The following is a 23,963-nucleotide window of genomic DNA, read 5'->3' as shown; positions in this document are numbered from 1 at the left end:
CAGTAAAATATATGTGGGCAATAATTGGAAGTAGTGGATTTGAATATTTTGATGGATTTAAAATCATTGAAGAGTTATCTAGAGAAACTCCTTTTGGGTTATGTTCTAATGGGTTATTTAAGATAAAGATAGGTGGTGAAGAGGCTTTGTTTTTAAATAGGACTGGGCTTGATGAAAATATTTTACCTCACCAAATTAATTATAAAGCTAATATTTATGCTTTAAAAAAATATGGTGCTACTTCAGTTATAGCTCTTTCTTCTGTTAGAAGCTTAAGAGGAGAATTAAAGCCTGGCGATATGGTTATTCCTTATCAGTTCATAGATAGAACTAAATCTTTAAGAGAGTTTACTTTTTGTGATCAAGGTTTGCTTAATTATGTGTCTTTATCAAAACCAATAACAGAAAGTATTGCTGAAGAGATAAGAGCAAATAAAGAAGCTTTTGATTTTCCTATACACTTTAAACAGTCTTATGTTTGTATTGAAGGACCGCAGTTTCCTACTATTATAGATGCTAAATGTTTTCAAAGTATGGGAGGTGGTGTTATTGGTATGACAGCATTTCCCGAGTTTGCTTTAGCTAGAGAGGCGGGATTAAATTATATATGTTGTAACTTTATAGTTGATTATGTGCCTTGGTCTTATGATGTTAGAAATGAGTATAATGTTTTAGAAATAAGGCAAACTAACAATACAAAAGCTGAGATGGTAGTTAAATGGATAGTTAAAAATCTATCCTTTTATGCTGAAAATGACTGTCATGAACTTGGGATGGCTAGGTATTTATCTACACCTTTAGAGTCTTTAGCTCCAAATAAAAAAGCTTGGCTGCAAATCATATCTAGAGATAATTCTAAACTTGATGGGGTACGTGAAGAAGATACGCTTAAAAAAGTTCCTGACTTATATGGTGGGGTTAAAACTATTCCATCTAAATTACAAGATTTACTTATGTTTATAAGTAAATATGATAGGGAAGGTACCTTACGAGATATAGATTTAACTAGAAAGGCAGCAGCATCTCTTAGCTTATATAGTTATGAAAAAGAAAGTGTTGCGAAAGTTGAAGATATAGAAATAACACATGATGATGGGCATAAAATTCCTGTAAGAGTATATAGCCCAAATCTAAACCAAAAATCAGCAGCAATAATTTTTTCTCATGGAGGCGGTTTTGTTTCAGGGACTTTAGATTCATTTGATGCTTTTTGTAGAAAGCTTTCATTAACAACAGATAGAGTAGTATTTTCTATAGATTATAGACTAGCGCCTGAGCATAAGTTCCCAGCAGGGTTAAATGATGTAGAATTTGTTTCAGAATATGTAGCTAAACATGCAAAAAAATTTGCAATCTGTAAAGAAAGCTTAACTCTAATGGGTGATAGTGCAGGAGCTAATTTATCTATATTAGCAACATATAATTTATTGAAAGATAAAAAAGTTAAAATAGCAAATAATGTTCTTTTATATCCTTCTGTTGATTTGTCACATTTACCAACTAAATCATTGAGTGATTTTTCCAGTGGATATATATTAACTACGGCAAAAACTAAATGGTATTCTGACTTGTATGTACCAAATGATTTTGATAGACAATCTCCTGAAATTTCTCCTTTTTATATAAAAAATTTGGAAGGAATGCCAAGAACCTTTGTTGTAACTGCTGGATATGATCCTTTAAAAGATGAAGGGTTATTATTTGCAGAAAAATTAATAAGACACGATGTGGATGTTCAACATTATCATTTTGATAGTTTAGTTCATGGTTTTATCAATTTTTCTAAGCTTATTCCAAAAGAGATGGAAACTTTACATAGCAGGATAGTTAAATTTCTTAAATAAGAAAATATGAAAAATTATTTATTACAAGTTGAATATTTTGGTAAAAATTATTCTGGTTGGCAAAAGCAAACTCATTCAAACAGTATACAAGAAGAACTAGAAAAAGCTTTAAGTAAAGTAGCAAATCATAATATAGAAGTGACTTGTGCAGGAAGAACAGATGCTGGAGTGCATGCGACTTCCCAAGTAGTTAACTTTTTCTCTGATAGTGATAGAACATTAGAGGCTTTTTATAGAGGAGCGAATGCTTTATTACCAGAAGATATTAAGGTAATAGATATAATAGAAGTTAATCTAGAGTTTAATGCGAGATTTTCAGCATTAACTAGAACATATAATTATGTTATTTATAACTCTAAAGTAAGCTCACCAATTTTTAAAAATCATGTCTTATGGGAAAATAGGCCATTAGACATAGATAAAATGAATGTTGCTGCCCAATACTTAGTGGGAGAATTGGATTTTACTTCTTTTAGATCTTCACAATGTCAGTCTAATACTCCATTTAGATATGTGAAAGAAGCTAAATTTTCAAAGTACAATAATTTTATAATTTTTGAAGTTGTTGGAAATGCTTTTTTACACCATATGATTAGAAATTTTATTGGGTCTCTTTTAAAAGTTGGCATAGGCCTGAAGGAGCCAGCTTGGATACTACAAGTTTTAGATGCAAAAAATAGATGTTTAGCTGCAGAAACAGCCAAGCCACAAGGGTTGTATTTTGTTGGAGTGGAATATGAAGATTTTAGTTTTAAAAGAGGAGTAAAAGATTTCTTTAGTTTGGTTTAGTCGTTTTATCAACTATTACAGCAGTTGTCATTACTCCATGAATGTTGATTGGAGTTCTAAATGTATCAACGATAGCATCTACACCTATTATTATTGCAATAAGCTCCCATGGTAATCCGAAGTATGAGAATACTACTCCAGCTGCGACAAATGCTGTTCCAGGAATTCCAGATACGCCAAGAGAAGCTAGCATACAGATAAATCCTATTATTAATATCGTAGATATTGTGATGTCTACACCACTTATTTGCATTGCCATAATAGCCAAGGCTGCAGGAAAAACACCAGCACAACCATTCATACCTAAGGTCGTACCTATAGTTGGAGCAAATGTTGAAACTGTTTCTGAAACTCCAAATTTACGTAGTCCTTCAATTGATAAAGGTAATGTACCCATACTTGATCTAGTTGTGGCTGCAACTAATAATGCATTCCAAACACTTTTGTAAAAAGTTTTTAGATTTGTTCTAAAAATAAGTAATAGAATAATATGCATTGCTAATACTATTATTAAAGCAACATATATAGTGAAGATAAAATAAATAACAGTCATTACACATTCTTTATTTTGTCCTATACCCATTTTTATCATAAGAGCAAGTACACCATAAGGAGTTAGAGCTATTATTATATTCGCTAGCTTTTTAACAACAAAAAATAGAGAATCAATGAAAGTTATAAATGGTTGAGCAAGCTCATGGTTTTCTCTATAGGCTCTTAAAATTGCAAAGCCTAAAAGAATCGAGAATATAACAACAGCCATAACATTATTATTTGTCATATCAGAACTAATATTACTAGGAAAAAAACCTAAAATAGTTTGAGCAAATGTTGATGTTTCAGGATTTGAATCTGGTGTTGCATTGTTTAAATTTATACCTAAGCCTGTATGCATAGATAATGCGATTAAAGCACCTATAATAGCACTAACCCCAGTCATTATTAGGAGAATACCTATAGTTTTATATGCTACTTTTATTATGTATGAGCCAGTATAGTTTTTAAGATTTATAATAGAATGAACAATTGATGTTAATACTAGAGGTATTATTAACATTTTCAGTAAAGAAATATAACCATCACCTATAATAGATACTAATTGAGAAAAATGATTATTATCACAATTTAATAAATTGTAGATTAAACCAATTGTTATACCTACAACAAGGGCTAGTATTGTTCTGAAGTTAAAACTATAAGCTTTAATATGTAGGTAAACAAATAATGCCAGTATTATTAAAAGAGCTATAAGCATTTGTTTTCCTTATTTTATTGTAAAGAGATTGTTCTAATTCTACATTTTTTAATGTTCTTTTCTAGCTATAATTTTAGCGAAATGAATTTTTTCATATGTAAATAATAAAAATGCTAGATATAATGAAATATAAGAAGGGATAACGTATTTAAAATAAATGAAAAAAACGATAATGCAGCATGAAGCAGAGAGCTCGTGGGAAAAGGTTGAAAATCAATTAAGTCAAAATAAAAAATTAGTTCAAAATATTGTTAGTCAAATTAAACAACGAAATATAAAAAGAGTTATAACTATCGCTAGAGGAAGTTCAGACTGTGTTGCTAATTTTGCAAAATATTTATTTAACATCGAGCTTGGCTGGAGTGTGGCTTCATTACCACCATCAATCTCAACTATCTATGATAAAGAAATCGGAGATAAAGAAACTTTAGTTATAGCTATATCTCAATCTGGTGGTAGTCCAGATTTAAAGTTGGCATTAGAAAATTGTAAGAAAGCAGGGTGTTTAACTTTAAGTATAGTTAATAAAGAAGATTCTCCTTTAGCTAATGCTTCAGATTTAGTTTTACCGGTAAGAGCAGATGAAGAAAATGCAGTAGCTGCTACAAAAAGTTTTATAACGTCGTTAGTGGCTTTATTGGATATTGTTGCGGAATATAAGCAAGATGATTATTTAATCTTCGAATTACAAAAATTACCAAGTAATTTAAAGCTAAGCTTAGAAAGTAAATGGGATGAAGCAATATCTATATTAGAGAAACATAAAAGTATGTTTGTGATAGGTAGAGGATTCGGCTATCCAATAGCACAGGAAATGGCTCTTAAGTTTAAAGAAACTTGTGGAATTCATGCAGAAGCTTTTAGTGGAGCAGAAGTGTTACATGGACCATTTGCTCTGATGAGTTCTGATTTTGCTTCTTTTATAATTTCTCAAAATGATAAAAGCTTAGAGGGCACTATTGGTGTAGCTAATAGAGTAGCCGATCTTGATGTCGATACTATATTTGTTGGCTCAGAAAATATAGAGAATGATGTAAGAAAAGATTTGTTTTTAGATATAAACATAAAAACGCATCCAATCTTAGAGCCAATCATTATAATTCAGAAATTCTATTTAATGGTTAATAATCTAGCTATTAAGCTAGGTAATAATCCTGACGCACCTATTAATCTAAAAAAAGTTACAGAAACTATCTAATAAGGATCGTAAAATGACAGAGGTAAATAAGCTAAGAATTTTCTTGATAGTCTTTTTATCAGCAATGGGAGGAATGTTGTATGGTTATGATATAGGTATAATAGGAGGTGCTTTACCTTTTATTAAATCTGAATTAGGCATGACTGCCGCACAAGAGTCGTTCTTGGGAGGTTCTGTTTTATATGGAGGAGCCTTTGCAATTCTTATTGGTGGTATTTTAGCTGATTTATTTGGGAGAAGAAATATCATTACAGCCTCTGGTTTAATATTCACAGTATCCGTTTTTATGATTTATTTTTCTGAAAGCTATAACTTCCTTCTATTTTCAAGACTAATTCAGGGTATAGCTGTTGGTTTTATATCTATAACTGTTCCATTATATCTGACAGAATCTGTTCCTAGTAAAATTAGAGGTTTAGCTGTTACATGTTTTCAGCTGTTTTTGACCGCAGGAATATTGATATCTGTAGCTATAAGCTTACTCTTTATATCAAAAGATCCTATCACAGGTTTAGAGATTGGTGATTGGAGACATATGTTTCTTACAGCTATAATTCCTGGTTTGATTGTATTTATAGGCGGTTTCTTCCTAATTAAGTCTCCTAGATGGTTGATTATGAAGAATAGAGAGGAAGAAGCAGAAAAAATACTTATCAAGACTATAGGTGCAGATGCAACAAAACTACAAATGCTAGAAGTTAAGGCTCTAATTGAAAAAACTAGAAATGAAGGAAGTTTGATATCAAGTCTTACAAAAAAACATTATTTATTACCAATGTTAATAGTATTTTCAGTAGCAATTTTAGCTCAGATGACAGGAATAAATAGTATCTTACAATATGCACCAACAATGTTAAAAGAGACAGGTTTAGGGTCTGTGTATGCTGCTGTTGTCGGTGGTGTTGCGATAACAGGCCTTAACTTTGCTACAACTATTATAGCCGTACTAATAGCTGATAAGATTGAGAGAAAGTTCGTTATAACTTTCGGAACACTTATGGTTTCTATAGTTCTACTTACATTATCTATTCTTATGTATACTATGCCAGATACTTCAGCAAAAGGTATAGTTTTACTTATAGGCTTTATATTATATATATTCTTCTTCGCTATTGGACCTGGAGCTTATATATGGGTTATTATGTCAGAGCTTCTACCTACAAATATAAGAAGTAAAGGCTTAGCTGTAGCATTGTTTTTAAATAGTATGGCTTCTGCAATTCTAGCTTCATCAGTAATGCCAATTACTAAACACTTTAATGGTAATTATGGTGTTATTCTTGGTATATGTGGCGTATGTACGCTAGTGTATAGTTTCATAGCATTTAAGTTTGTGCCGAAAACAAATGGTTTATCATTAGAAGAGATTGAGCAAGGTTTTGTTAAAAAGGATTAGCTAGTTTTAGAAGTAGCAATATTTTTATTATTTCTATTTAGAGTGTCTAGGTCACGTATTTTTAAGTATCTATTATATTCTAAGTGAGAAAAGATCACGCAAATATAAGATGTTAGTGCAGATAATAAAACTGAAAAGACGATTAACATCATGATTAAATTTTTCTGTAAAATTTTTGTATAGTTATAAGTATCACTCTGTTGTCCAGATGCTTTTGCTTCTTTAACACTATTACTCATATTTAAGAAAAAGTCTCTAATAGAGTCATTATCAAAAGCATCTCCAATAGTTTGTAAAGTTTCACTTGAGAAGTCTGTTGTACTATCAAAAGTCCCTCTTATAATAGAGCCATAGGTGCTAAGCATAGATAGTTCTGTTTTAACTTCATCAGAGTCAGTGACCACATAGTATATTCCTGGCATGCTAAGACAAACAGTAAGAATCACTGTTAATATAAGAAGTCTAAAGCTTAAGGCAAAATAGAAGGCAATAATTACTAATATAGCTAAAGCGGTAGTGCTAGTAGTAAATAATGGTGTGGAATATACATATAAGGAACCAATAGTAATAATTATAGCGGTCAGTAAAAAACAAAATCTACGCATTGCGGGAGTAGATCTTTCTCTACGAAATACTATAAATGTCAAAAAGATATTTAATAATAGTTTTAAAGAGTATTTTAAAGCTTCCATATTTTTACCTATGCAGGGTTATCAATATCAATAAAAATATTTTCTAAATTAAATTTTTGAGCTAATAAATTTCCTAAAGCTCTAACACCTTCCTTTTCTGTGGCATGATGGCCAGCGGCAATATAGTTTATGCCTAATTCTCTAGCAGAATGGGTAGTTCTTTCAGAGATTTCTCCAGAAATAAAGGTATCTGCTCCAGCTTCATAAGCATACTCTATAAAGTCTTGAGCTCCTCCTGTGCAAATAGCAATCTTGTTGCTTTTTGAATTTACTTTTATAATAGTAGGAGTTCTATTTAGTTTATTAGAAATTAACTTTTCTAATTCTTCTATATTTAAATTACAGTCGCCAATAACAGAAATATCAGGAGAGTTTCCAGTAGAAAAAAACTCTATATTCTCAAGACCTAATTTTTTAGCTATTAGTATGTTATTGCCAACTTCTTTATGTCCATCTAAAGGTAAGTGATAAGCAAATAGATGTATTCCATTATTGATGAGTTTAGATATTCGATTATATTTCATGCCTATAATAGGGTATGACTCACCTTTCCAAAAGTAGCCATGATGAACTATTATGGCATCAGCATTATTTTTTATAGCTTTATCTATAAGAGCTTCACAAGCTGTAACACCCGTTACAATCTTTTTTATATCTCGATTTCCTTGAACTTGTAAACCATTTGGACAGTAGTCTTTAAATAAATCTATTTCTAGATATTTATTTAGAAAACTTTCTAGCTCTCTAAAGTTCATCTAAAACCTCTTAAAATAATAGCTATGATGTTATAATGATTATATATATTTAGGTTTATTTTTCAAAAAAAGAAGAGGCTGGTAGTAGCTTTATGTATAAAACGAATGTCGTAAAAGTAGGCGATGTATTAATAGGTGGTGAAAACCCTGTAGTTGTCCAATCAATGACGGATACATATACTGCAGATATTGAAAAAACAGTTCAACAGATTTTAGCTTTACATAGAGCAGGAAGTGAGCTTGTAAGAATTACTGTTAATGATGAAGAGGCAGCGAGTGCTGTACCAGAAATAAAACAAAGGCTTGAGCAAGTTGGCTGTTTTGTGCCTTTAGTTGGAGATTTTCACTATAATGGACACACTTTACTTACTAAATATCCAGAATGTGCTACAGCACTTGCGAAGTATAGAATAAATCCAGGTAATGTAGGTTTTGGAAAAAAGAAAGATACTCAGTTTGCTCAAATAATAGAGATAGCAATTAAGAATGATAAGCCAGTAAGAATAGGTGTTAACTGGGGAAGCTTAGATCAAGCACTTTTAGCAAAATTAATAGATGAGAATGTCGCTAAGGAAAATCCATTACCACTCAGAGAGGTTATGCATAAGGCGCTTATAACTTCAGCTTTAGAAAGTGCTAAATATGCAGAAGATTTGGGTTTAGCAAAAGATAAGATTATTATTTCTTGTAAAGTTAGTGAGGTACAAGATCTTGTAGCAGTATACCAACAGCTTGCTAAACAGTGTGATTATGCTTTACATCTTGGCTTAACAGAAGCAGGTATGGGTACTAAAGGAATAGTAGCTAGTGCGGTAAGCTTAGGAATATTATTACAGCAGGGTATAGGAAATACTATAAGAGTTTCTTTAACTCCAGCCCCAAATGCTCCAAGAACTGAAGAAGTAAGGGTTTGTAGAGAAATATTACAGAATTTAGGCTTAAGAACTTTTACACCAAGTGTGACATCATGTCCTGGATGCGGTCGTACTACAAGCTCCTTTTTTAGAGTTTTAACTAGTGAAGTAAAAGATCATCTTGATACAAAAATGCATGAATGGAAAGATGTTTATAAAGGTGTTGAGAAGCTTAAAGTCGCTGTGATGGGCTGTGTGGTAAATGGTCCTGGCGAGTCAAAAAATGCAGATATAGGAATCAGTTTACCGGGAAGCGGTGAGTCTCCTGTAGCACCAGTATTTATAGATGGAAAAAAAGTTTATACTTTAAGAGGAGATAATATCTCTAAAGAGTTTATAGAAATTGTAGAAAACTATGTAAAAAATAAGTATGGTGGTCAATGTCAGTAATTTTTGTAAGTACTCATTTTCCTAAAATAAGATTAGGATATACAACTAATACTCAGGGCTTCAGTAGAGAAGCTTTTGCAAAATTTAACTTATCAGAGCAAGTTGGAGATGACCCTAAAGCTGTAAAAGATAATCGTCAGCTTTTTTCATCATACTTTAATAAGTTAGATATCAAATGGCTTAATCAACAGCATACAAATATAGTTTCATACTTTGATATTTATAACGCTGAGCCTAGTGATGCTATTTATACAGATAAGCCAAATCAGGTTTGTATTGCATTAACTGCGGATTGTTTACCAGTTTTATTGTTTGATAAGAAAAGATCTAAAGTTGCTGCAGTACATGCAGGCTGGCGAGGGCTAGCAAATGGAGTTTTAGAAGCGACTCTAAAAGAATTTGTCGGATATGATTTAGTTGCATGGCTTGGCCCATGTATTACTAATAAGTATTTTGAAGTTGGTCAAGATGTTTATGATATATATGTTGATAAGCATGAAGATTATAAATATGCATTTAAGGCTATTGGCAATAATAAATACTTATTTGATATGAAGCTTGTCGCTAAAGATATTTTAATGAAAAATCACTGTTTAGATGTCATAGATTCAGGATTATGTACATATAGTGATAAGAGACTTTATTCTTTCCGTAGAGATAATGTCACAGGTCGTTTAGCTAGTTTTATTTGGTTCGAAGAATAGTTTGTTTTAGTTTAATGTAAAAGGAATTTTATGTCACAGAAGTTACAAGTTCTAAGAGAACTAATGGCTGAAAAGGGATTTGATTATTATATTGTGCCATCAGTAGATGATCATAAGAATGAGTATGTTCCAAAATGTTGGCAATATAGAGCTTGGATAAGTGGTTTTGATGGATCAGCAGGTGATGTACTTGTGGGTATGGATAAAGCTTATCTTTCTACAGATGGTAGATATTTTTTGCAAGCTGAGAAACAATTAGATTCCAATGATTTTCAACTTATTAAACAAACAGGATTTGAATCTGAAATAACTAAATGGTTATGGAAAAATGCTGGGGGCAAAACTATTGGTATAGATCCAGCTAAGATTGATTATAAAAAAGCTACTCAGTTGTTAGAGCTTTTAAATGAGCATAACTATAATATTGTGTTTGATGAAGAGAATCTTATACATAAAGCTCAGGAAAAATTAAATCAGGTTATTGATGTTCCTTGTACATTGATTGAAGAACATGGCATTCAGTACTCTGGTAGAAGTGTTTCTTCTAAAATAGAAGAGTTAAGAAATACTATAAAACAGACTAATTCTGATTTTTATGTTGACTCAAAATTAGATCATATAGCGTGGTTATTAAATATTAGAGGAAGGGATGTAGCATGTACTCCTTTAGTTATTAGCTATTTACTTGTTTCTTTAGATAAAATTATTTTATATGTAAATAGTGGGAAAATAACAGAAGAGGTAAGAAGCTATTTTGATGAAAATAAAGTTGAAGTTAGAGAGTATAGCCAGTTTTATGCAGACTTAGAAAGCAAATCTGGAAAATATTTATTAGATGGAGCTAATGTTAATTACAAAATAGTTAGAAATATTAAGAGAAATGAAAATAGTAGCTGTTATGCGTTAATGGTAGATACACCTGTTGGACTTAGTAAGGCATTAAAAAATCCTGTAGAAATAAATGGCGCTAAAGATGCTCATAGAAAAGATGCAGCAGCGTTTATAAAGTGGTGGCATTGGTTAGAAAATAATTATGAAAACTTAGATGAGCTAACAGCACAAGCTAAGCTTTTCGAGTTTCGTTCTAAGCAGAAGAATTTTGTTGAAAATAGTTTTGACTATATTACTGGTTTTGCTGGCAATGGAGCTGTGATTCATTATAGATCTTCTGAGAAGACAAATAAGAAGTTTGATAATATAAGTCCTTTATTAACTGATTCAGGTGGTCAGTATAAAGATGGTACTACAGATGTAACTAGAGTTCTTCATTTTGGTCGACCAACTAAAGAACAAAGAAGATATTACACTTTAGTTTTAAAAGGACATCTTGGACTTGGTAGAGCTGTATTTCCTAAAGGGACTAAAGGCTCACAGCTTGATGTATTAGCAAGAGAGCATTTGTGGCATTTTAGTGCTAACTATGCTCATGGTACAGGTCATGGGGTTGGTAGTTTCTTAGGAGTGCATGAAGGTCCTCAGTCTATTAGTGCAGCCTCTCAGCAAGAGCTTATGCCTGGTATGATCTTAAGTAATGAGCCAGGAGCTTATTTTAAAGATGATTTTGGTATAAGAATAGAAAACTTATGCTATGTAAGAGAAAGAAATGTAGATAGTCCAACTGGTCATGGATATTTCTATTATTTTGAAGATTTAACTCTGATTCCTTATGAATTCAAGCTGATAGAAACAATAATGCTTACTTATACTGAAAAGAAAACTATAAATAACTATTACAGTAGAATTCGTAAAGAAGTGCTTCCTCTAATAGAAGAACAAGAAGTAAAAGATTTCTTACTATATAAAACAAGACATATTAAATAATGAATAAAAAATACATTAAGATTTTTCTCTTTTTATTTCTTGCTATAACTGGTGGTTTTTCAGGCGCTTTCTTTGATAAATATAACTTAAAAGAAAAGTTTGTAAATTTCAGATATGAAATTTATCAGTTTTTCACACAAGAAAACAAACCTGACTCTTTAAATCAAGATGATATAACTACACAACCAGAGCAGGAAGAAAAAACTAGCTTTTGGGCAAGGCTAGCTTCTGATAAAAAAGATGATGCAGCAGCTGCGGCTCAGTTTGATGATTTAGAACAATATGCTCCAGAAAGGACTCTACCAGCAGTTACTAATTATTGTCATGATTTTCTAATATATGGAAATCCTAGTTTTAATGTAACTTCAGGCTTAGGAAAAGTTGATCTATACTTATGCCGAGATGGCTATGTTGCAGGTTATAACTATCAGACAAAAGAGCCTACTTGGGTGGCATTTAAACTCACTAGTGCAAAAGTAGCAAATAAAAATGAAAGAGAGGATGCCTTTAGAGAAGATTCTGATGTTCCATTTGTTTATAGAGCTACATTATCAGATTATAAAAATTCGGGATATGATAGAGGGCATTTAGCATCTTATGCATCTATGGACTTTAGTAAAAAATCTGGGTATGAGTCTTTCTTATTATCTAATATTGCGCCACAAAAAGCTGGTCTAAATAGACAGGGGTGGGAGAGATTAGAAACTTATGAAAGGATTTGGGCAAATATGTATCAAAGTATATATGTTTATACTGGACCTATTTATAAGAAAAAAACTATCCATAAAACGATAGGTGACAATAAAGTTGCTGTGCCTGATTACTTCTTCAAAATAATATATGTGCCATCTACAAATAAAGCTATAGCTTTTGTAATGCCTAATTCGAGTGTTGATAAAAAAGATGTTGATAAATATAGAGTTTCTATCAAAAGCATAGAAGAAAGAACTGGGCTAAATTTCTTATCACAAGTTTCTGATAGAGATAATGTGATTGATAATGTTTCTCCTATGTGGAGAACGGCTTATGAGTAATTGTAATTTTGATAATCTACCTAGTATTTGTAAAAGTGATGTTGAATTAAGGACATTTTTTAATTTTTTCCTTTCTGAGAATAAAGGACGTACATATTATTCTATAGAAGAAGGCTCTCATGATAATAATTCTTGCCATGTTGCTCAAAATTTTTTAGAAGAAAATGTTCTTCAATTAGAATGTTTCAATAAAGGTCTGATTTTAAATCTTTTTGATTTTGACAAAGAAGCAACTAAAAAAGATATTGTAAGAACAATACTAGAAAGTATAGAAGGAGCTAATGCTGAAAAATTAAGATTAGATTTATTAAGTTATTTTAGTTGCTTGTATAGTTTAAATATTAGTAGAAGCTTTACTGAGTCTAATAATATTGATATAGTTTTATCAGAATCTGATGAAGAAAGTTTTATTAAAATTTTAAATAAAGATAGTAGTGATAAGTTGAAGCAGTTAAATGCTCTTACTTTGAGCTCTGGAGAAGGAAAGCCTGCTAAGGCTTTAGAAAAAATAGAGTTTGAGAATTTTATTGAATTAATTATAAAAGCCAAGAGTGGTATTCCTTTTAAAGGGTTTATAATCGATGGAGTTAAGTTTCTACCCTGGGCTAAAACAGATTATTTAGGTATAAAAGGTACTTTTTCTTTTTCAAAGAGAAAAATGTATATAAAACAAGAGATAGGTGATTACTATATATCTTCTTTTAGTTTGGATGGTGATATATCAACTACAGATATAAAAATAGAAAATGGTGATAATCATTGTATTTTTACTGGTTTTAAAAATATATTTTTATATTGTAATAATTTGGTTGATATTGCTGTTGAATTTCAGAATTGCTCTTTATTTCAATTAGAATGGCTTAATTGTAAATTTAAGGAAGTACCTAGTTTTGATGAAAAATCATCTATAAAGAATTCAGTAGAAATTAACCCTGAAACTTTTAAAAATCTTAATAGCTTACGTAAGACTAAAGAGATAGGTTCTTTAGAGTTTAGTAGACTAGCTGAATTTTTAAATAAAAATAATGCATATATAGAAGCTCAACAACTACATAGCTGTTATCTTAAGAAAAAAGCAGAAGAGACTACTAATAGAGGTTTTAAATTCTGGGTGTGTCTGTATGACTTAGTGAATGGTTGTGGGACAAGTTTATTTAAACCAATAATTGGAATCTTTTATTGCTGGTTTTTTGCATATTTTATGTTTTTATTTTCAAGCATAAAGAGTATAAGTATTTTATATGCTGATAAAATAGATATTTATAATATATTTTCTATAGCTTATTCAGTAAAACAGGCTTTTCTAACCACAATTCCTTTATTGGCAGCTATTAATAAACCTAATGTTACATTATTAAATGATTGGGGACAGATAACCATATATCTATTGATGATAATATCTTATTTATTATTCTTTCTGGTAGCTTTACAGATTAGAAAATTATTAAAGCTAAAAGAATAGTTTTAAACTTTAGTTTGCTCAATATACCAGTTACTTAAAGATATTACGCAGTTGCCATAACTTATTGATTGAAAAGAACCGCCTTTGTATACATCGCTTACATTTTGACATATTTTGTCCCTCAGCTCTTTAAACTCTTTAGTATTATGATTTTGTATCTTATCTATAGCTTTATTGGATTCTTCAATTTTTGCTTTTAGGCATTGATTTATTTCATAAGTATTTCCCTCATTGCATTCATTAGCGAATGAAAAAAATGGCAGGAATAGGGTAACTAGCAATAATCTTTTCATTAGTTTTATAAATATGACTTTTTATAATTATATTACTTAAATTATTTAATATTTTAAATATAAGAAAAAGTTATTAACCTAATAAAATCAATATATTTAACATTTATGTTACATAGGTATAACATAACAACTAAGAAAGATAGATACATAATTATAAAAGGTAAATAAAATGAAAAAGATAATCAGTTTGATGTTAGGAAGTAGTTTATTAGTAATGCCAGTTTATTCAATGGCTTTAGCAAGTGTGAGTTCTTACAGACCTTCAGCTGCGTTCAAACATGCTTCACAAGGTATAGATAGTTATGGTCAAGATCCTTATTTTGATCAAGTAGATAATATACAAATAAGATAGGAATTTTAGATTAGAAAATTATTTTAATTTGTCAGAAATATCTCCAACAAGAGAATGATCTTCTAGGTTTACACTTATAGGTTTTTGTCCTTTATCAAGATCTACTTTATTTAAATCAACCCATACACGATTACCTACAGCAACACTAGAGTAATATAGTTTTTTACCACTTAAATCAGATGCAGATGTCCATACTGTTGGCCATGTATCTTCTGGGTTCTGGTTGCTTTTACCTTCAATCATCGCAGCTAAGCTACATTCTAAGTTGTTGAATGGAACACTAGCCATGTTCATGATGCTATACATATCTCGGATAGCATTATTTTGAGATTCTGAAGTATCAGGTAATATAGTTGTTGAGTAGAATGTACGAGCAAATCTATTTAATGAATTAGCTCCACCTGGAAGATTATCAATACTATATTTTTTACCATTAGCAGAAAGTTTTAATAAGTTTTGAATTTGCTCATCATAGTTAGGTTCATTTGCCATAACTGTGTAACTTGGGTTATGGTATGTATAAACTTTTCCATCTGAGAACTCAATAATTGCTGAATCACCACTGCTGTCTTCTATTTTATAATGAATAGGTAGTTTAACTTTTTTACCATTAACAGAAACTGGATAGTTATGTAAATTATATTTCTTGATACTATCTAATACTTCATTTACATTACTGAAGTTCCCAAGTATATAGTGTAGCCATTTTATACTATTGATAGTTGGTTTATTTGGATCAATTTTGACAGTGGTTTCTTTACCATTATAAAGTATATGAGCAGCAAGTCCTTTTTCATTTAGTCCTTCTGAAGCAACATTTCCCCAGTTTGTTTCTTCTATAACTACATACCCATATTTATTTTTCCAGTTAACCGTGTTTTTTGTTTCTTCTGGGGTGGCGCCAGTAAATTCAAGATTTCTAGGATATACTGTAAACTGTGATTGGACAGCTAAGCAAACATCAAAATTTCTAGAAGCAAAAGTACCGTATGGTTTAAAATCATGTGTAGCAACAGTACAAGCATTAGCTATACCTGTTAAACCTAAAGCTGCTAAAGTAGTAATAGCAGTAATACTTAAAATCTTTTTCATCAATATCTCCTTTTCAAAACTTGAGCGCCATAATAAAAGAAGCACTACTAAATTTATTTTCTAAAATATTGTTTACTAAATCAAGGTAAGTACTTAGCAGTTAGTAATTAGAGTTATAAATACTATAGTTGAATTGTTAAAGCAGTATCGCTGATAAATTTATCAATTTTGTCTTTGTTTGTAGTTGTTATGAAAACTTGAGAGCTTAGTTTTCTTAAGTAATTAAATAACATTTCAGTATGGTTATAATCAAGTTCTGATGTTATGTCATCAACTAAGTAAATACATCTATTTTCATTCTCTAAATTATGTATTTCACCTTGAGCTAATTTTATGGCACAAATAAGGAGTTTCTGTTGCCCTCTAGAAAATATATCTTGAATAGGCTTATGATTAATTGTTAGGATGATATCTGCTTTATGAGGGCCGTGATTCGTGACATTATATCTATTATCATTTTCAAAATTTTCATCTAAAACTTCTATTAAGGTTTGGTCATGTTTCCAGCCCTTATAATAGTCAATATCTAAATCTAAATCGGGATTAAAGTTTTTTAGAATTTCAAAAACTTTAGGTTTTAGCTTCTCAAAATATATTTGCCTTTTGACATCAAGAAGATCCGCAAATTCTTGTAATTTTTTATCTAAACTAGTTATATAGTTTCTAGGATAATTTTGTTTTAAAGCAGAGTTTCTTTGTTTTACTAAAAACTTAGTTTGTTGCCATATTTTTAGAAAAGTTTTATCAAGATAAAAAGCGCCCCAGTCGAGTATTTTACATCTTTGTTTTGCACCAGAGTTTATTAGATTAAAAGCTTCTGGATTTATTAATTGTATAGGTAATGTCTTAGTTATTTCTGTATGGCTTTTTTGTATTTCATAATTTAGTTTACTAACACTGTTACCATTTTTTTTTCTTGAGAGAGCTATTGTTATATCATCATCATTATTTTTAGCTTTTGAAAATATAAAAAACTCATCAGATTCATGATTTATTATTCTATTTAATTGAGAGGTCCTAAAAGATCTACTGTGAGAAAGAAAATATATAGCCTCAAGTATAGAAGTTTTACCAGAGCCATTTTGCCCAATTATTAAGTTAATGTCTTTTTCAAAAATTAAATCTTGAGAGCTTATATTTCTAAAATTTTGTAACTTTATATTAGAGATATACATTTTTAGGTAAGCTCTAGACTATTTTTGTAAATTTGTTGTTCTAGTATATCAGGATCTTCCATATAAATATTCTTTAGCAAATCAAAAATCTTTATTATATTTTGTGGCTTATTTATAGACTCTTTAGAATCATAGAGATTCATATCAGGAGAGTCTGTTTCTAAAACAATATCTTTATATGATACTTTATTTAGAGTCTCTTTTAATTTAGAGGTTGTGTGAGATAGTATTCCACCAATACCTAGCTTAAAGCCAAGATTAATAAATATTTTTGCTTCCTGATAGGTTCCATTAAAAGCATGAATTATTCCACCATTTGTAAAGCTAGTATCTTTAATTATTTTAATAATCTCATTATGTGTTTTTACTGAATGGATAATCACTTTTTTATTAAGTTCTTTTGCTATATTTAGCTGTTGCGAGAAGATATCTATTTGTTTATCAAAATTGTTAAACCTCTTATCTAAACCAATTTCTCCAATAAGTTTACAATTATTTTCAATAGTATATTTTTTAAGTTGTTCTATATGCACTTGAGAGTGCTTTTCTATAAAGATAGGATGTAGTCCGAAGCAAATAGAGATATTGCTAAACTTTTCCCTTAAATGTATAAGCTCTTGCCAGTTTGAAAAACTAGTAGCTGGATTTATGAATTTGTTAATATTTAATGATTTACATTCTTCAACAATATCATCGCGAGAATCATCAAATATTTCAAAATCAAGATGGCAATGTGTATCAATAAACATAGGAAGAAATTTATTTTATTAAATTTTATCAATAGCTTTATTACTGTATAATACCTTAAGTGGATTAAATATTGAATTTTGCTATCTTTAAAAGGTTTATTATGACTATTGAAAAAAAAGATTTTTTATTTGAATTAGGTACTGAAGAGCTACCTCCTAAAGCTCTTAAAAAATTAGCTCAATCATTATTGTCAAGCGTAGAAGAACAGTTAAAAGAAGCTAAAGTAAGTTTTGGTAAAACAGTATGGTTTGCCTCTCCAAGAAGATTAGCTTTTTCTATTCTAGATTTAGCAAGTGAGCAAGAGGATGTTATTGTTGAAAAACAAGGGCCATTCTTACATTTAGCATATAAAGATGGTCAACCTACACAAGTTGGTTTAGGCTTTGCAAAATCTTGCGGAGTAGAGTTAAATGAGTTAGATAAAATAGATACTCCAAAAGGAGAAAAACTTTTCTTTAAGTCTATTCAAGAAGGTCAAAAAACAACTAAGCTTTTAGAAGAAATAATAGCTAAAGCTTTAAAGCAACTTCCAATACCAAAGATGATGAGATGGGGTGATTCATCAGTAGAGTTTGTAAGACCTGTACATTGGGTTTTAGCTATGTATGGTGATGATGTTGTTGATATGACTATACTTGACCACAAAGCTAGTAATATTACATATGGACATAGATTTCATCATCCAGAGGCTATTTCAATATCTCGAATTTCTACATATAAAGATAAATTAGCTCAAGCTATGGTTTTAGTAGATTGGGAAGAAAGAAAAGCTTTAGTGATTGAACAAGCAAAAGAGTTAGCAGCAAAACATGGTTATAATGTGGTTTTAGATACTGATCTGGTAGAGGAAGTAAATGCAATAGTTGAATTTCCAAATGCTATGTTATGTAGCTTTAATAAGGATTTTTTAAGAGTTCCTCAAGAAGCATTAATATCTTCTATGCAAGAACATCAAAAATGTTTCCCGTTATTAGATAATAATAAAAAAATGGTTGCTAATTTTATTACTATCTCAAATATTCAAAGTAAAAAGCCAGAGCTAGTAACTACAGGCAATCAAAAAGTTATGAATGCTAGATTGTCAGATGCAGCATTCTTTTATGATACAGATGTTAAAAAACCTTTAGATAGCTTCTTAGTTAAGCTTGAAAACGTAACTTTCCAAAATAAGCTTGGGAATATGCTACAAAAGGCTAAAAGGATAGCAAATACATCACAAGAGTTAGCTAAGCTATCTCAAGAAGATGGTGAAATTGCATATAGAGCAGGGCTTTTGGCAAAAGCAGATTTAATATCAGATATGGTTTTTGAATTCACTGATTTGCAAGGCATTATTGGCAAGTATTATGCAAAAGCACACGGTGAGCCTGATGTGATAGCTGATGCTATAGAGCAGCAATATTGGCCAAAATATTCTGGTGCAGAGCTACCACAAAGTAAGATAGCTAATTGTGTTGCTTTGGCAGATAAGCTAGATACTCTAGTTGGAATATTTGGAATAGGGCAGAAGCCTTCAGGTAACAAAGATCCTTTTGCACTTAGAAGATCTGCTATAGGTATATTGAGAATACTTCGTGATACAGATCTAGATATTTCTTTAGAGCAGGTTTTAGATGTAGCTTTTTCAAGTTATAGAGAAGTAAATAATCTAGTGTTTAAAACTGATATTAAAGATGAAATAGTAAGCTTTTGTATAGATAGATTTAAGAATCTATATAAAGAAGAAGGTGTGCCAAATGATGTATTTGAATCAGTAATTAATACTAATTTTTCATCTGTAAAAGATTTTGGTTTAAGAGTGCAAGCAATTACTGGATTTTTAAATTCTAGTTCAGCAGCTAGTCTTATTTCATCTAATAAGAGAGTAGCAAATATTCTAGCTAAAAATTCTCAAGAATTAAAAGGTGCTTATGATATTTCTATAAGTAATAAAGCTGGTAATCAATACGAAATAAATTTGGCTGAGAATATAGAAAAAGTAACTCAAAAAGTTCATCATGAAGTTTCTATTAGAAATTATGAAACAGCTTTAGAGCTTCTAAGTAGTCTTGATAAAAGTATTAGTGATTTTTTTGATAATGTAATGGTTATGGATGAAGATGATAGTCTTAGAAAAAACCGTATAGCATTATTAAATAATCTTCATAAGCTATTTATTTCAGTAGCAGATATTTCTAAATTAAATTAAGTTCTTTTAAAATCTAATTTTTCTTTACTTGAATGATTTTGTGTGGAATTATTCATTTGCCGTATCTGGCAAATAATTCTTAAGGAAAAATCATGAATAAATTATATAAAAGTTTAGTATTGTTAGTATTAAGTGGGTGGGGTGTAATGAGCTATGCTGCTTTTACTCCTACCAATCTTACTCAAGCAAAAGATCAAGTTAAAGAGTATTATGAGTCTGGACAACATGCTATAGAAGTTAGCGAAACGCTACAAAAGGCCAAAGATGTTTTATATAGAAGCGCTTGGTATAACAAAAAAATAAAAGAGCCTAGGAAATTGGCGATAGTTTATGATATTGATGATGCTGCATTAAATAACTATTCAATTATGAAAAAATATAATTTTGCAGATACTGAAGAAGTATGGGATGTTATACAGAAAAGTACAGATATTCCAGCTAATGAAGGAGCTTTGGAACTATATAACGAAGCTCGTGAGTTAAATGTATCTGTGTTCTTCATCACAGCTAGATTAGAGAAGTATAAAGACACTACTAAAAAGGCTATAGAAAATGCAGGCTACACTGATTATCAAGGATTATATCTAATTAGTGAGAAATATGAAAAGCTACCATTTGGTGATTTCAAAGCAGATGTTCGTAGAGAGATAACAGAAAATGGCTACCATATAGTGCTAAATATTGGCGATCAATATAGTGATTTAGTAGGTGGGTATTCTGATTATGTTTATAAACTTCCTAACTATATGTATGGAAGCTATTAATTAAAGTTTAGATTTATCAAAAAATATTTTTCTAGTTTCTTTAGAAAAACCAACTATTCCTTTATCTATAAATTCATCTATTATTTGTTCGGGAATATCTTTATCTAATTTCTTAATAATCAATCGATAAAAAGCATCTTTAGAGCTTTCTTTAAAATGTTTTTTGTATTGATGTTGTTGTACTTCCTCGGAGCATTCTAAAAATTTTTTTATTCTAACTCTAGGATCTGTATTACTTGTTCCTGTTACACACCCTTTAGGGGCAGAAGTTGCTATATTAAAACCTTTTCTAGTATAGTAAGAGGCGATTCCTTTAAAAATTCTATCATTACTAAAAATTGTAATGCTAAGGTGAGTACGAAATTCACGATATCTTTCAACATATTCACCAACTTTAGCGCAAATGTAGCCATCCATATTATCTTTATTACCTTCGCCATAAATAATGGGGACTAACTCAAAATTATTATAAATCCGAGTTTTTTCATAGTTTGCTTCTAACTCTTCATTATTTGTAAAAACTATTACACGATCAAAATTTCCTGAAGAAACTAATTCAAAATTATTATAGTTTTCAGAATCAATAATGGCTAATCTTAGATACTCCATAATTAAGACCTTTAATAGATGTAGTATATTTATATTTTACAATAAAAGGCAGATTACTAATATAGAAGTCTATTTGGACCATAGGGAGCGAATGAACAGAAAATTACGGTTTCAACCAAATTTTTAGATATTTTTGCTACTCAAACCGTAATTTCTGTGAGAAATCACACAAACCCTAGAGGGATTACTCTATTTCAATAAAATATGTACCATTTGGTAATACATGCTTGAATGGTAGCAGTGATATATGAGATAGAGTTTCTTTACTAACTTTTATATTCTGTTCTTCTAATGACTTTATTATTTCGTCTATTTTTATAGTATTCCACATCAGTATAGCATTCGAAACTAAGCTTAGACTGCTAGCTTTATTCATTATCTCTTCATAATCACCAGTAGTAAATTCTCCTTGATTAGCAAAGAATATCCAGCGAGGGAGCTTATGTCTATATTCTCCTTTATTAAGCTGAGTTTGAACCGTTTGTCTTAAATCTTTATCGGTTAGATATTGAAGTATGTATTTAGTTTTTACAATCCTACCAAGATGGACCATAGGGAGCGAATGAACAGAATGTGGCGGTTTCAACTTAATTTTTAGATAATTCTGTTACTCAAACCGCTACATCTTGTAAAAAATTCCAAAAACCTCTGAAATACTACTTATTTAAAAACGAGCTAATAGTTATTTTTTTGTTTCTATAAATGTCATCATTCCTGAATGCATATGATATAACATGTGGCAATGTATAAACCATTTACCTTTAACATCTGCTTTTAGAGCAACTGTTACACTTGATTTAGGCTCAATATATATAGTATCTCTTATTGCCCCATCTTTAATTGGCTTACCATTTATATCAACCACTTTAAAAACATGCCCATGTATATGTATTGGGTGAGACATGCCAGTATTATTTTCTATTTTGAATAAATAAGTTTTACCATACTTTAACTCTATTGGAGATATATCAGGCCAGGTTTGGCCATTGATTTTCCAAACATAGCTTTGCATATCACCACTTAATTTCAAATCTATTGTTTTTTCAATATTAGAGGTATCTATATCATCATTTTTAGCATGAAGCTTTCTTAATTGATCATAGCTAAATGCCTTAGAATCAGTCTTAGCCTGTTTCTCTATAGTTAGTTTTTTAGCACCATCTTTTATAGCAGTAGTTAAGATAATACCAGTTTGATCTTTCTCTCCCTCAACTTGACCCAATATAGGAAAAACACCTGAATCTGGAATTGTAATTTCCACATCCATTCTTTGAGCTATAGCTAATTGGAAAGTACTATTTTCATAAGGTTTAACATTAACCCCATCGACAGCGATAACTTTGCCTTTTAATTTACCTAGATTTATCCAAAAATTTGTTGATGATGAACCATTAATAAACCTTAAACGATATTTTTGACCAGGTTTGACTTGTTTCATTTCAGGATTATCAAAACTTTTATAATTTGTCAAAAATGCATCATATGAAACATCATTTAAATCTGGCTTCATATCATTATCCATTTCCATACCCATTTTATGCATAGCATGCATATGATGGTTTGTATTATTATGTTTAAGATCTTTTATGATATTTTCTGGTTTTTTAAAGCTAAAATCTTGAAACATAACTACTATATCATTTTTAGGATTATATCCCTTTGGATAAATTATAAGAGGTGCCTCCACATATGTTTGCTCTTGAAAACCATAATGCGAGTGCATCCAGAATGTACCACTTTGCTTTAGTTTAAAATTATAATTATAAGATCCACCAGGTTTTATATATGGTTGTGTAAGCTCAGTACCATCAGCTTTATTTGGTAATAATAATCCATGCCAGTGTAATACAGTAGGCTCTTTTAGGTTATTTTTAACTGTTACATTAAAGTTATCACCTTCGGTTCCATAGTAACCCCAAGTCCCATCTGGTTGAACTACTGTATTTACAGCAACATTTTTACCATCAACTTGTATAGTTTTATTGGTTACTAATAGTTCTACACTACCTTTATTTTTAGGGTAAAAAAATACAACTAATAACACTATTACCACTAATAATGAGACAAATAACAATTTTTTTTGTTTTTTCATTTTAAGACCTTAATAATTTACTATAGGTATAACATCCATATTCCCATAACTATCATCATTTTCAGTTAATGATAAAAAATCAAAGAGACTTTACTACTACTCATATTTTTTCAGTAAAGCCATAATTTCTGAAATTTTTTCTTCTCGGACATCTTGATCATTATGACATTCTTCTAAACAAGACCTCATATGTGTTTCCAAAACTGCTAGTTCTATAGCCTTTAAAGCACTTCTTGCGGCTTTTATTTGAGTCATGATATCTACACAATATCTATTCTCATTGATCATCTTTTTTATAGCCTCAACTTGACCAGCTACTCTGTTTAACTTGCTTAAATGTTTTGAATGACAAGGATGCATATTTGTAAACTTATTTAATAAATACTAGTGTCAG

General features: G+C 30.3%; 23 protein-coding genes. 12 read left to right on the top strand and 11 right to left on the bottom strand.

Translation table 11 applies throughout. From position 1 onward, the window contains the following. The first annotated feature begins 11 nt into the window (after positions 1-11). Positions 12-1,844 carry an alpha/beta hydrolase fold domain-containing protein gene (locus tag KX01_RS07520; RefSeq protein ID WP_071664399.1) on the top strand — a complete coding sequence of 611 codons (1,833 nt, stop codon included), beginning with the start codon at positions 12-14 and terminating at the stop codon, positions 1,842-1,844. A 6-nt stretch (positions 1,845-1,850) separates the two neighbouring features. Then, the gene (gene truA, locus KX01_RS07515) at positions 1,851-2,633 is read left to right on the top strand and encodes a tRNA pseudouridine(38-40) synthase TruA (protein ID WP_071664398.1); all 783 of its coding nucleotides are present in this window, start codon (positions 1,851-1,853) and stop codon (positions 2,631-2,633) included. On the opposite strand, the gene KX01_RS07510 is transcribed toward truA, so the two are convergent. Then, on the bottom strand, positions 2,620-3,888 hold the full coding sequence (locus KX01_RS07510; RefSeq protein ID WP_071664397.1) for a dicarboxylate/amino acid:cation symporter: 1,269 nt from the start codon (positions 3,886-3,888) through the stop codon (positions 2,620-2,622). The genes truA and KX01_RS07510 overlap by 14 nt on opposite strands. 157 nt (positions 3,889-4,045) lie before the next feature. On the opposite strand from KX01_RS07510, the gene KX01_RS07505 reads away from it, so the two are divergent. After that, complete coding sequence (locus KX01_RS07505; protein ID WP_071664396.1) at positions 4,046-5,086, top strand: SIS domain-containing protein; 1,041 nt, start codon at positions 4,046-4,048, stop codon at positions 5,084-5,086. Positions 5,087-5,099: 13 nt separating this feature from the next. Further along, positions 5,100-6,482, top strand: a complete 1,383-nt coding sequence (locus KX01_RS07500) for a sugar porter family MFS transporter (protein ID WP_071664395.1) — start codon at positions 5,100-5,102, stop codon at positions 6,480-6,482. On the opposite strand, the gene KX01_RS07495 is transcribed toward KX01_RS07500, so the two are convergent. Continuing rightward, complete coding sequence (locus tag KX01_RS07495) at positions 6,479-7,174, bottom strand: hypothetical protein (protein ID WP_071664394.1); 696 nt, start codon at positions 7,172-7,174, stop codon at positions 6,479-6,481. The two genes, KX01_RS07500 and KX01_RS07495, sit on opposite strands and share 4 nt — an antisense overlap. 8 nt (positions 7,175-7,182) lie before the next feature. Further along, positions 7,183-7,929, bottom strand: a complete 747-nt coding sequence (locus KX01_RS07490; RefSeq protein ID WP_071664393.1) for a Nif3-like dinuclear metal center hexameric protein — start codon at positions 7,927-7,929, stop codon at positions 7,183-7,185. 92 nt (positions 7,930-8,021) lie between these two features. Here KX01_RS07490 and ispG point away from each other — a divergent pair, with 92 nt between their 5' ends. From ispG to KX01_RS07465, 5 genes are read left to right on the top strand one after another with little or no spacing between them, the layout of a single operon-like run. Further along, complete coding sequence (gene ispG, locus KX01_RS07485) at positions 8,022-9,233, top strand: flavodoxin-dependent (E)-4-hydroxy-3-methylbut-2-enyl-diphosphate synthase (protein ID WP_071664392.1); 1,212 nt, start codon at positions 8,022-8,024, stop codon at positions 9,231-9,233. After that, entirely contained in the window at positions 9,224-9,937 is a 714-nt protein-coding gene (gene pgeF / locus KX01_RS07480) for a peptidoglycan editing factor PgeF (protein WP_071664391.1), read from the top strand. The genes ispG and pgeF overlap by 10 nt, the downstream gene beginning before the upstream one ends. A gap of 30 nt (positions 9,938-9,967) precedes the next feature. After that, positions 9,968-11,758 (top strand): aminopeptidase P family protein, encoded by a 1,791-nt coding sequence (locus tag KX01_RS07475; protein WP_071664390.1) that lies wholly within the window; start codon positions 9,968-9,970, stop codon positions 11,756-11,758. After that, on the top strand, positions 11,758-12,792 hold the full coding sequence (locus tag KX01_RS07470) for a DNA/RNA non-specific endonuclease (protein WP_071664389.1): 1,035 nt from the start codon (positions 11,758-11,760) through the stop codon (positions 12,790-12,792). Before KX01_RS07475 ends, KX01_RS07470 begins: the two co-directional genes overlap by 1 nt. Further along, complete coding sequence (locus KX01_RS07465; RefSeq protein WP_071664388.1) at positions 12,785-14,254, top strand: hypothetical protein; 1,470 nt, start codon at positions 12,785-12,787, stop codon at positions 14,252-14,254. The genes KX01_RS07470 and KX01_RS07465 overlap by 8 nt, the downstream gene beginning before the upstream one ends. 2 nt (positions 14,255-14,256) lie before the next feature. Here the strand turns inward: KX01_RS07465 and KX01_RS07460 are convergent, their stop codons facing one another. Beyond that, entirely contained in the window at positions 14,257-14,547 is a 291-nt protein-coding gene (locus KX01_RS07460; RefSeq protein WP_071664387.1) for a lysozyme inhibitor LprI family protein, read from the bottom strand. Positions 14,548-14,716: 169 nt separating this feature from the next. On the opposite strand from KX01_RS07460, the gene KX01_RS09390 reads away from it, so the two are divergent. After that, a complete protein-coding gene (locus KX01_RS09390; RefSeq protein ID WP_156860390.1) occupies positions 14,717-14,899 on the top strand; it encodes a hypothetical protein in 183 nt (60 codons plus the stop codon). Positions 14,900-14,917: 18 nt separating this feature from the next. Here KX01_RS09390 and KX01_RS07455 read toward each other — a convergent pair whose 3' ends face one another. The 3 genes from KX01_RS07455 to KX01_RS07445 all read right to left on the bottom strand — a co-directional run bounded on the left by KX01_RS07455 (position 14,918) and on the right by KX01_RS07445 (position 17,915). Beyond that, positions 14,918-15,991: a linear amide C-N hydrolase gene (locus tag KX01_RS07455; protein WP_071664386.1), complete on the bottom strand. Its 1,074-nt coding sequence runs from the start codon at positions 15,989-15,991 to the stop codon at positions 14,918-14,920. A gap of 122 nt (positions 15,992-16,113) precedes the next feature. Further along, on the bottom strand, positions 16,114-17,166 hold the full coding sequence (gene recF / locus KX01_RS07450; protein WP_071664385.1) for a DNA replication/repair protein RecF: 1,053 nt from the start codon (positions 17,164-17,166) through the stop codon (positions 16,114-16,116). Between the two features lie 2 nt (positions 17,167-17,168). Then, positions 17,169-17,915, bottom strand: coding sequence for a TatD family hydrolase (locus tag KX01_RS07445; RefSeq protein WP_071664384.1), 747 nt, complete (start codon positions 17,913-17,915; stop codon positions 17,169-17,171). Between the two features lie 101 nt (positions 17,916-18,016). Between KX01_RS07445 and glyS the strand changes: the two genes are divergently transcribed. Together glyS and KX01_RS07435 are read left to right on the top strand one after the other, a co-directional pair. Next, positions 18,017-20,104, top strand: coding sequence for a glycine--tRNA ligase subunit beta (gene glyS, locus KX01_RS07440; protein WP_071664383.1), 2,088 nt, complete (start codon positions 18,017-18,019; stop codon positions 20,102-20,104). 92 nt (positions 20,105-20,196) lie between these two features. Beyond that, positions 20,197-20,868, top strand: coding sequence for an HAD family acid phosphatase (locus KX01_RS07435; RefSeq protein ID WP_071664382.1), 672 nt, complete (start codon positions 20,197-20,199; stop codon positions 20,866-20,868). On the opposite strand, the gene KX01_RS07430 is transcribed toward KX01_RS07435, so the two are convergent. From KX01_RS07430 to KX01_RS07415, 4 genes are all read right to left on the bottom strand, one after another. Next, on the bottom strand, positions 20,869-21,477 hold the full coding sequence (locus KX01_RS07430; RefSeq protein ID WP_071664381.1) for a PIN domain-containing protein: 609 nt from the start codon (positions 21,475-21,477) through the stop codon (positions 20,869-20,871). Positions 21,478-21,661: 184 nt separating this feature from the next. Further along, the gene (locus KX01_RS07425) at positions 21,662-22,030 is read right to left on the bottom strand and encodes a Tn3 family transposase (RefSeq protein ID WP_071664380.1); all 369 of its coding nucleotides are present in this window, start codon (positions 22,028-22,030) and stop codon (positions 21,662-21,664) included. Positions 22,031-22,159: 129 nt separating this feature from the next. Continuing rightward, entirely contained in the window at positions 22,160-23,569 is a 1,410-nt protein-coding gene (locus KX01_RS07420; RefSeq protein WP_071664379.1) for a multicopper oxidase family protein, read from the bottom strand. A 96-nt stretch (positions 23,570-23,665) separates the two neighbouring features. After that, entirely contained in the window at positions 23,666-23,929 is a 264-nt protein-coding gene (locus KX01_RS07415; RefSeq protein WP_071664378.1) for a metal-sensitive transcriptional regulator, read from the bottom strand. Between the last annotated feature and the right edge of the window lie 34 nt (positions 23,930-23,963).

This window comes from Francisella frigiditurris (genome assembly GCF_001880225.1).
In the GTDB taxonomy this organism is placed as follows: domain Bacteria; phylum Pseudomonadota; class Gammaproteobacteria; order Francisellales; family Francisellaceae; genus Francisella; species Francisella frigiditurris.
This window is presented reverse-complemented; position numbering and strand designations above follow the sequence as displayed.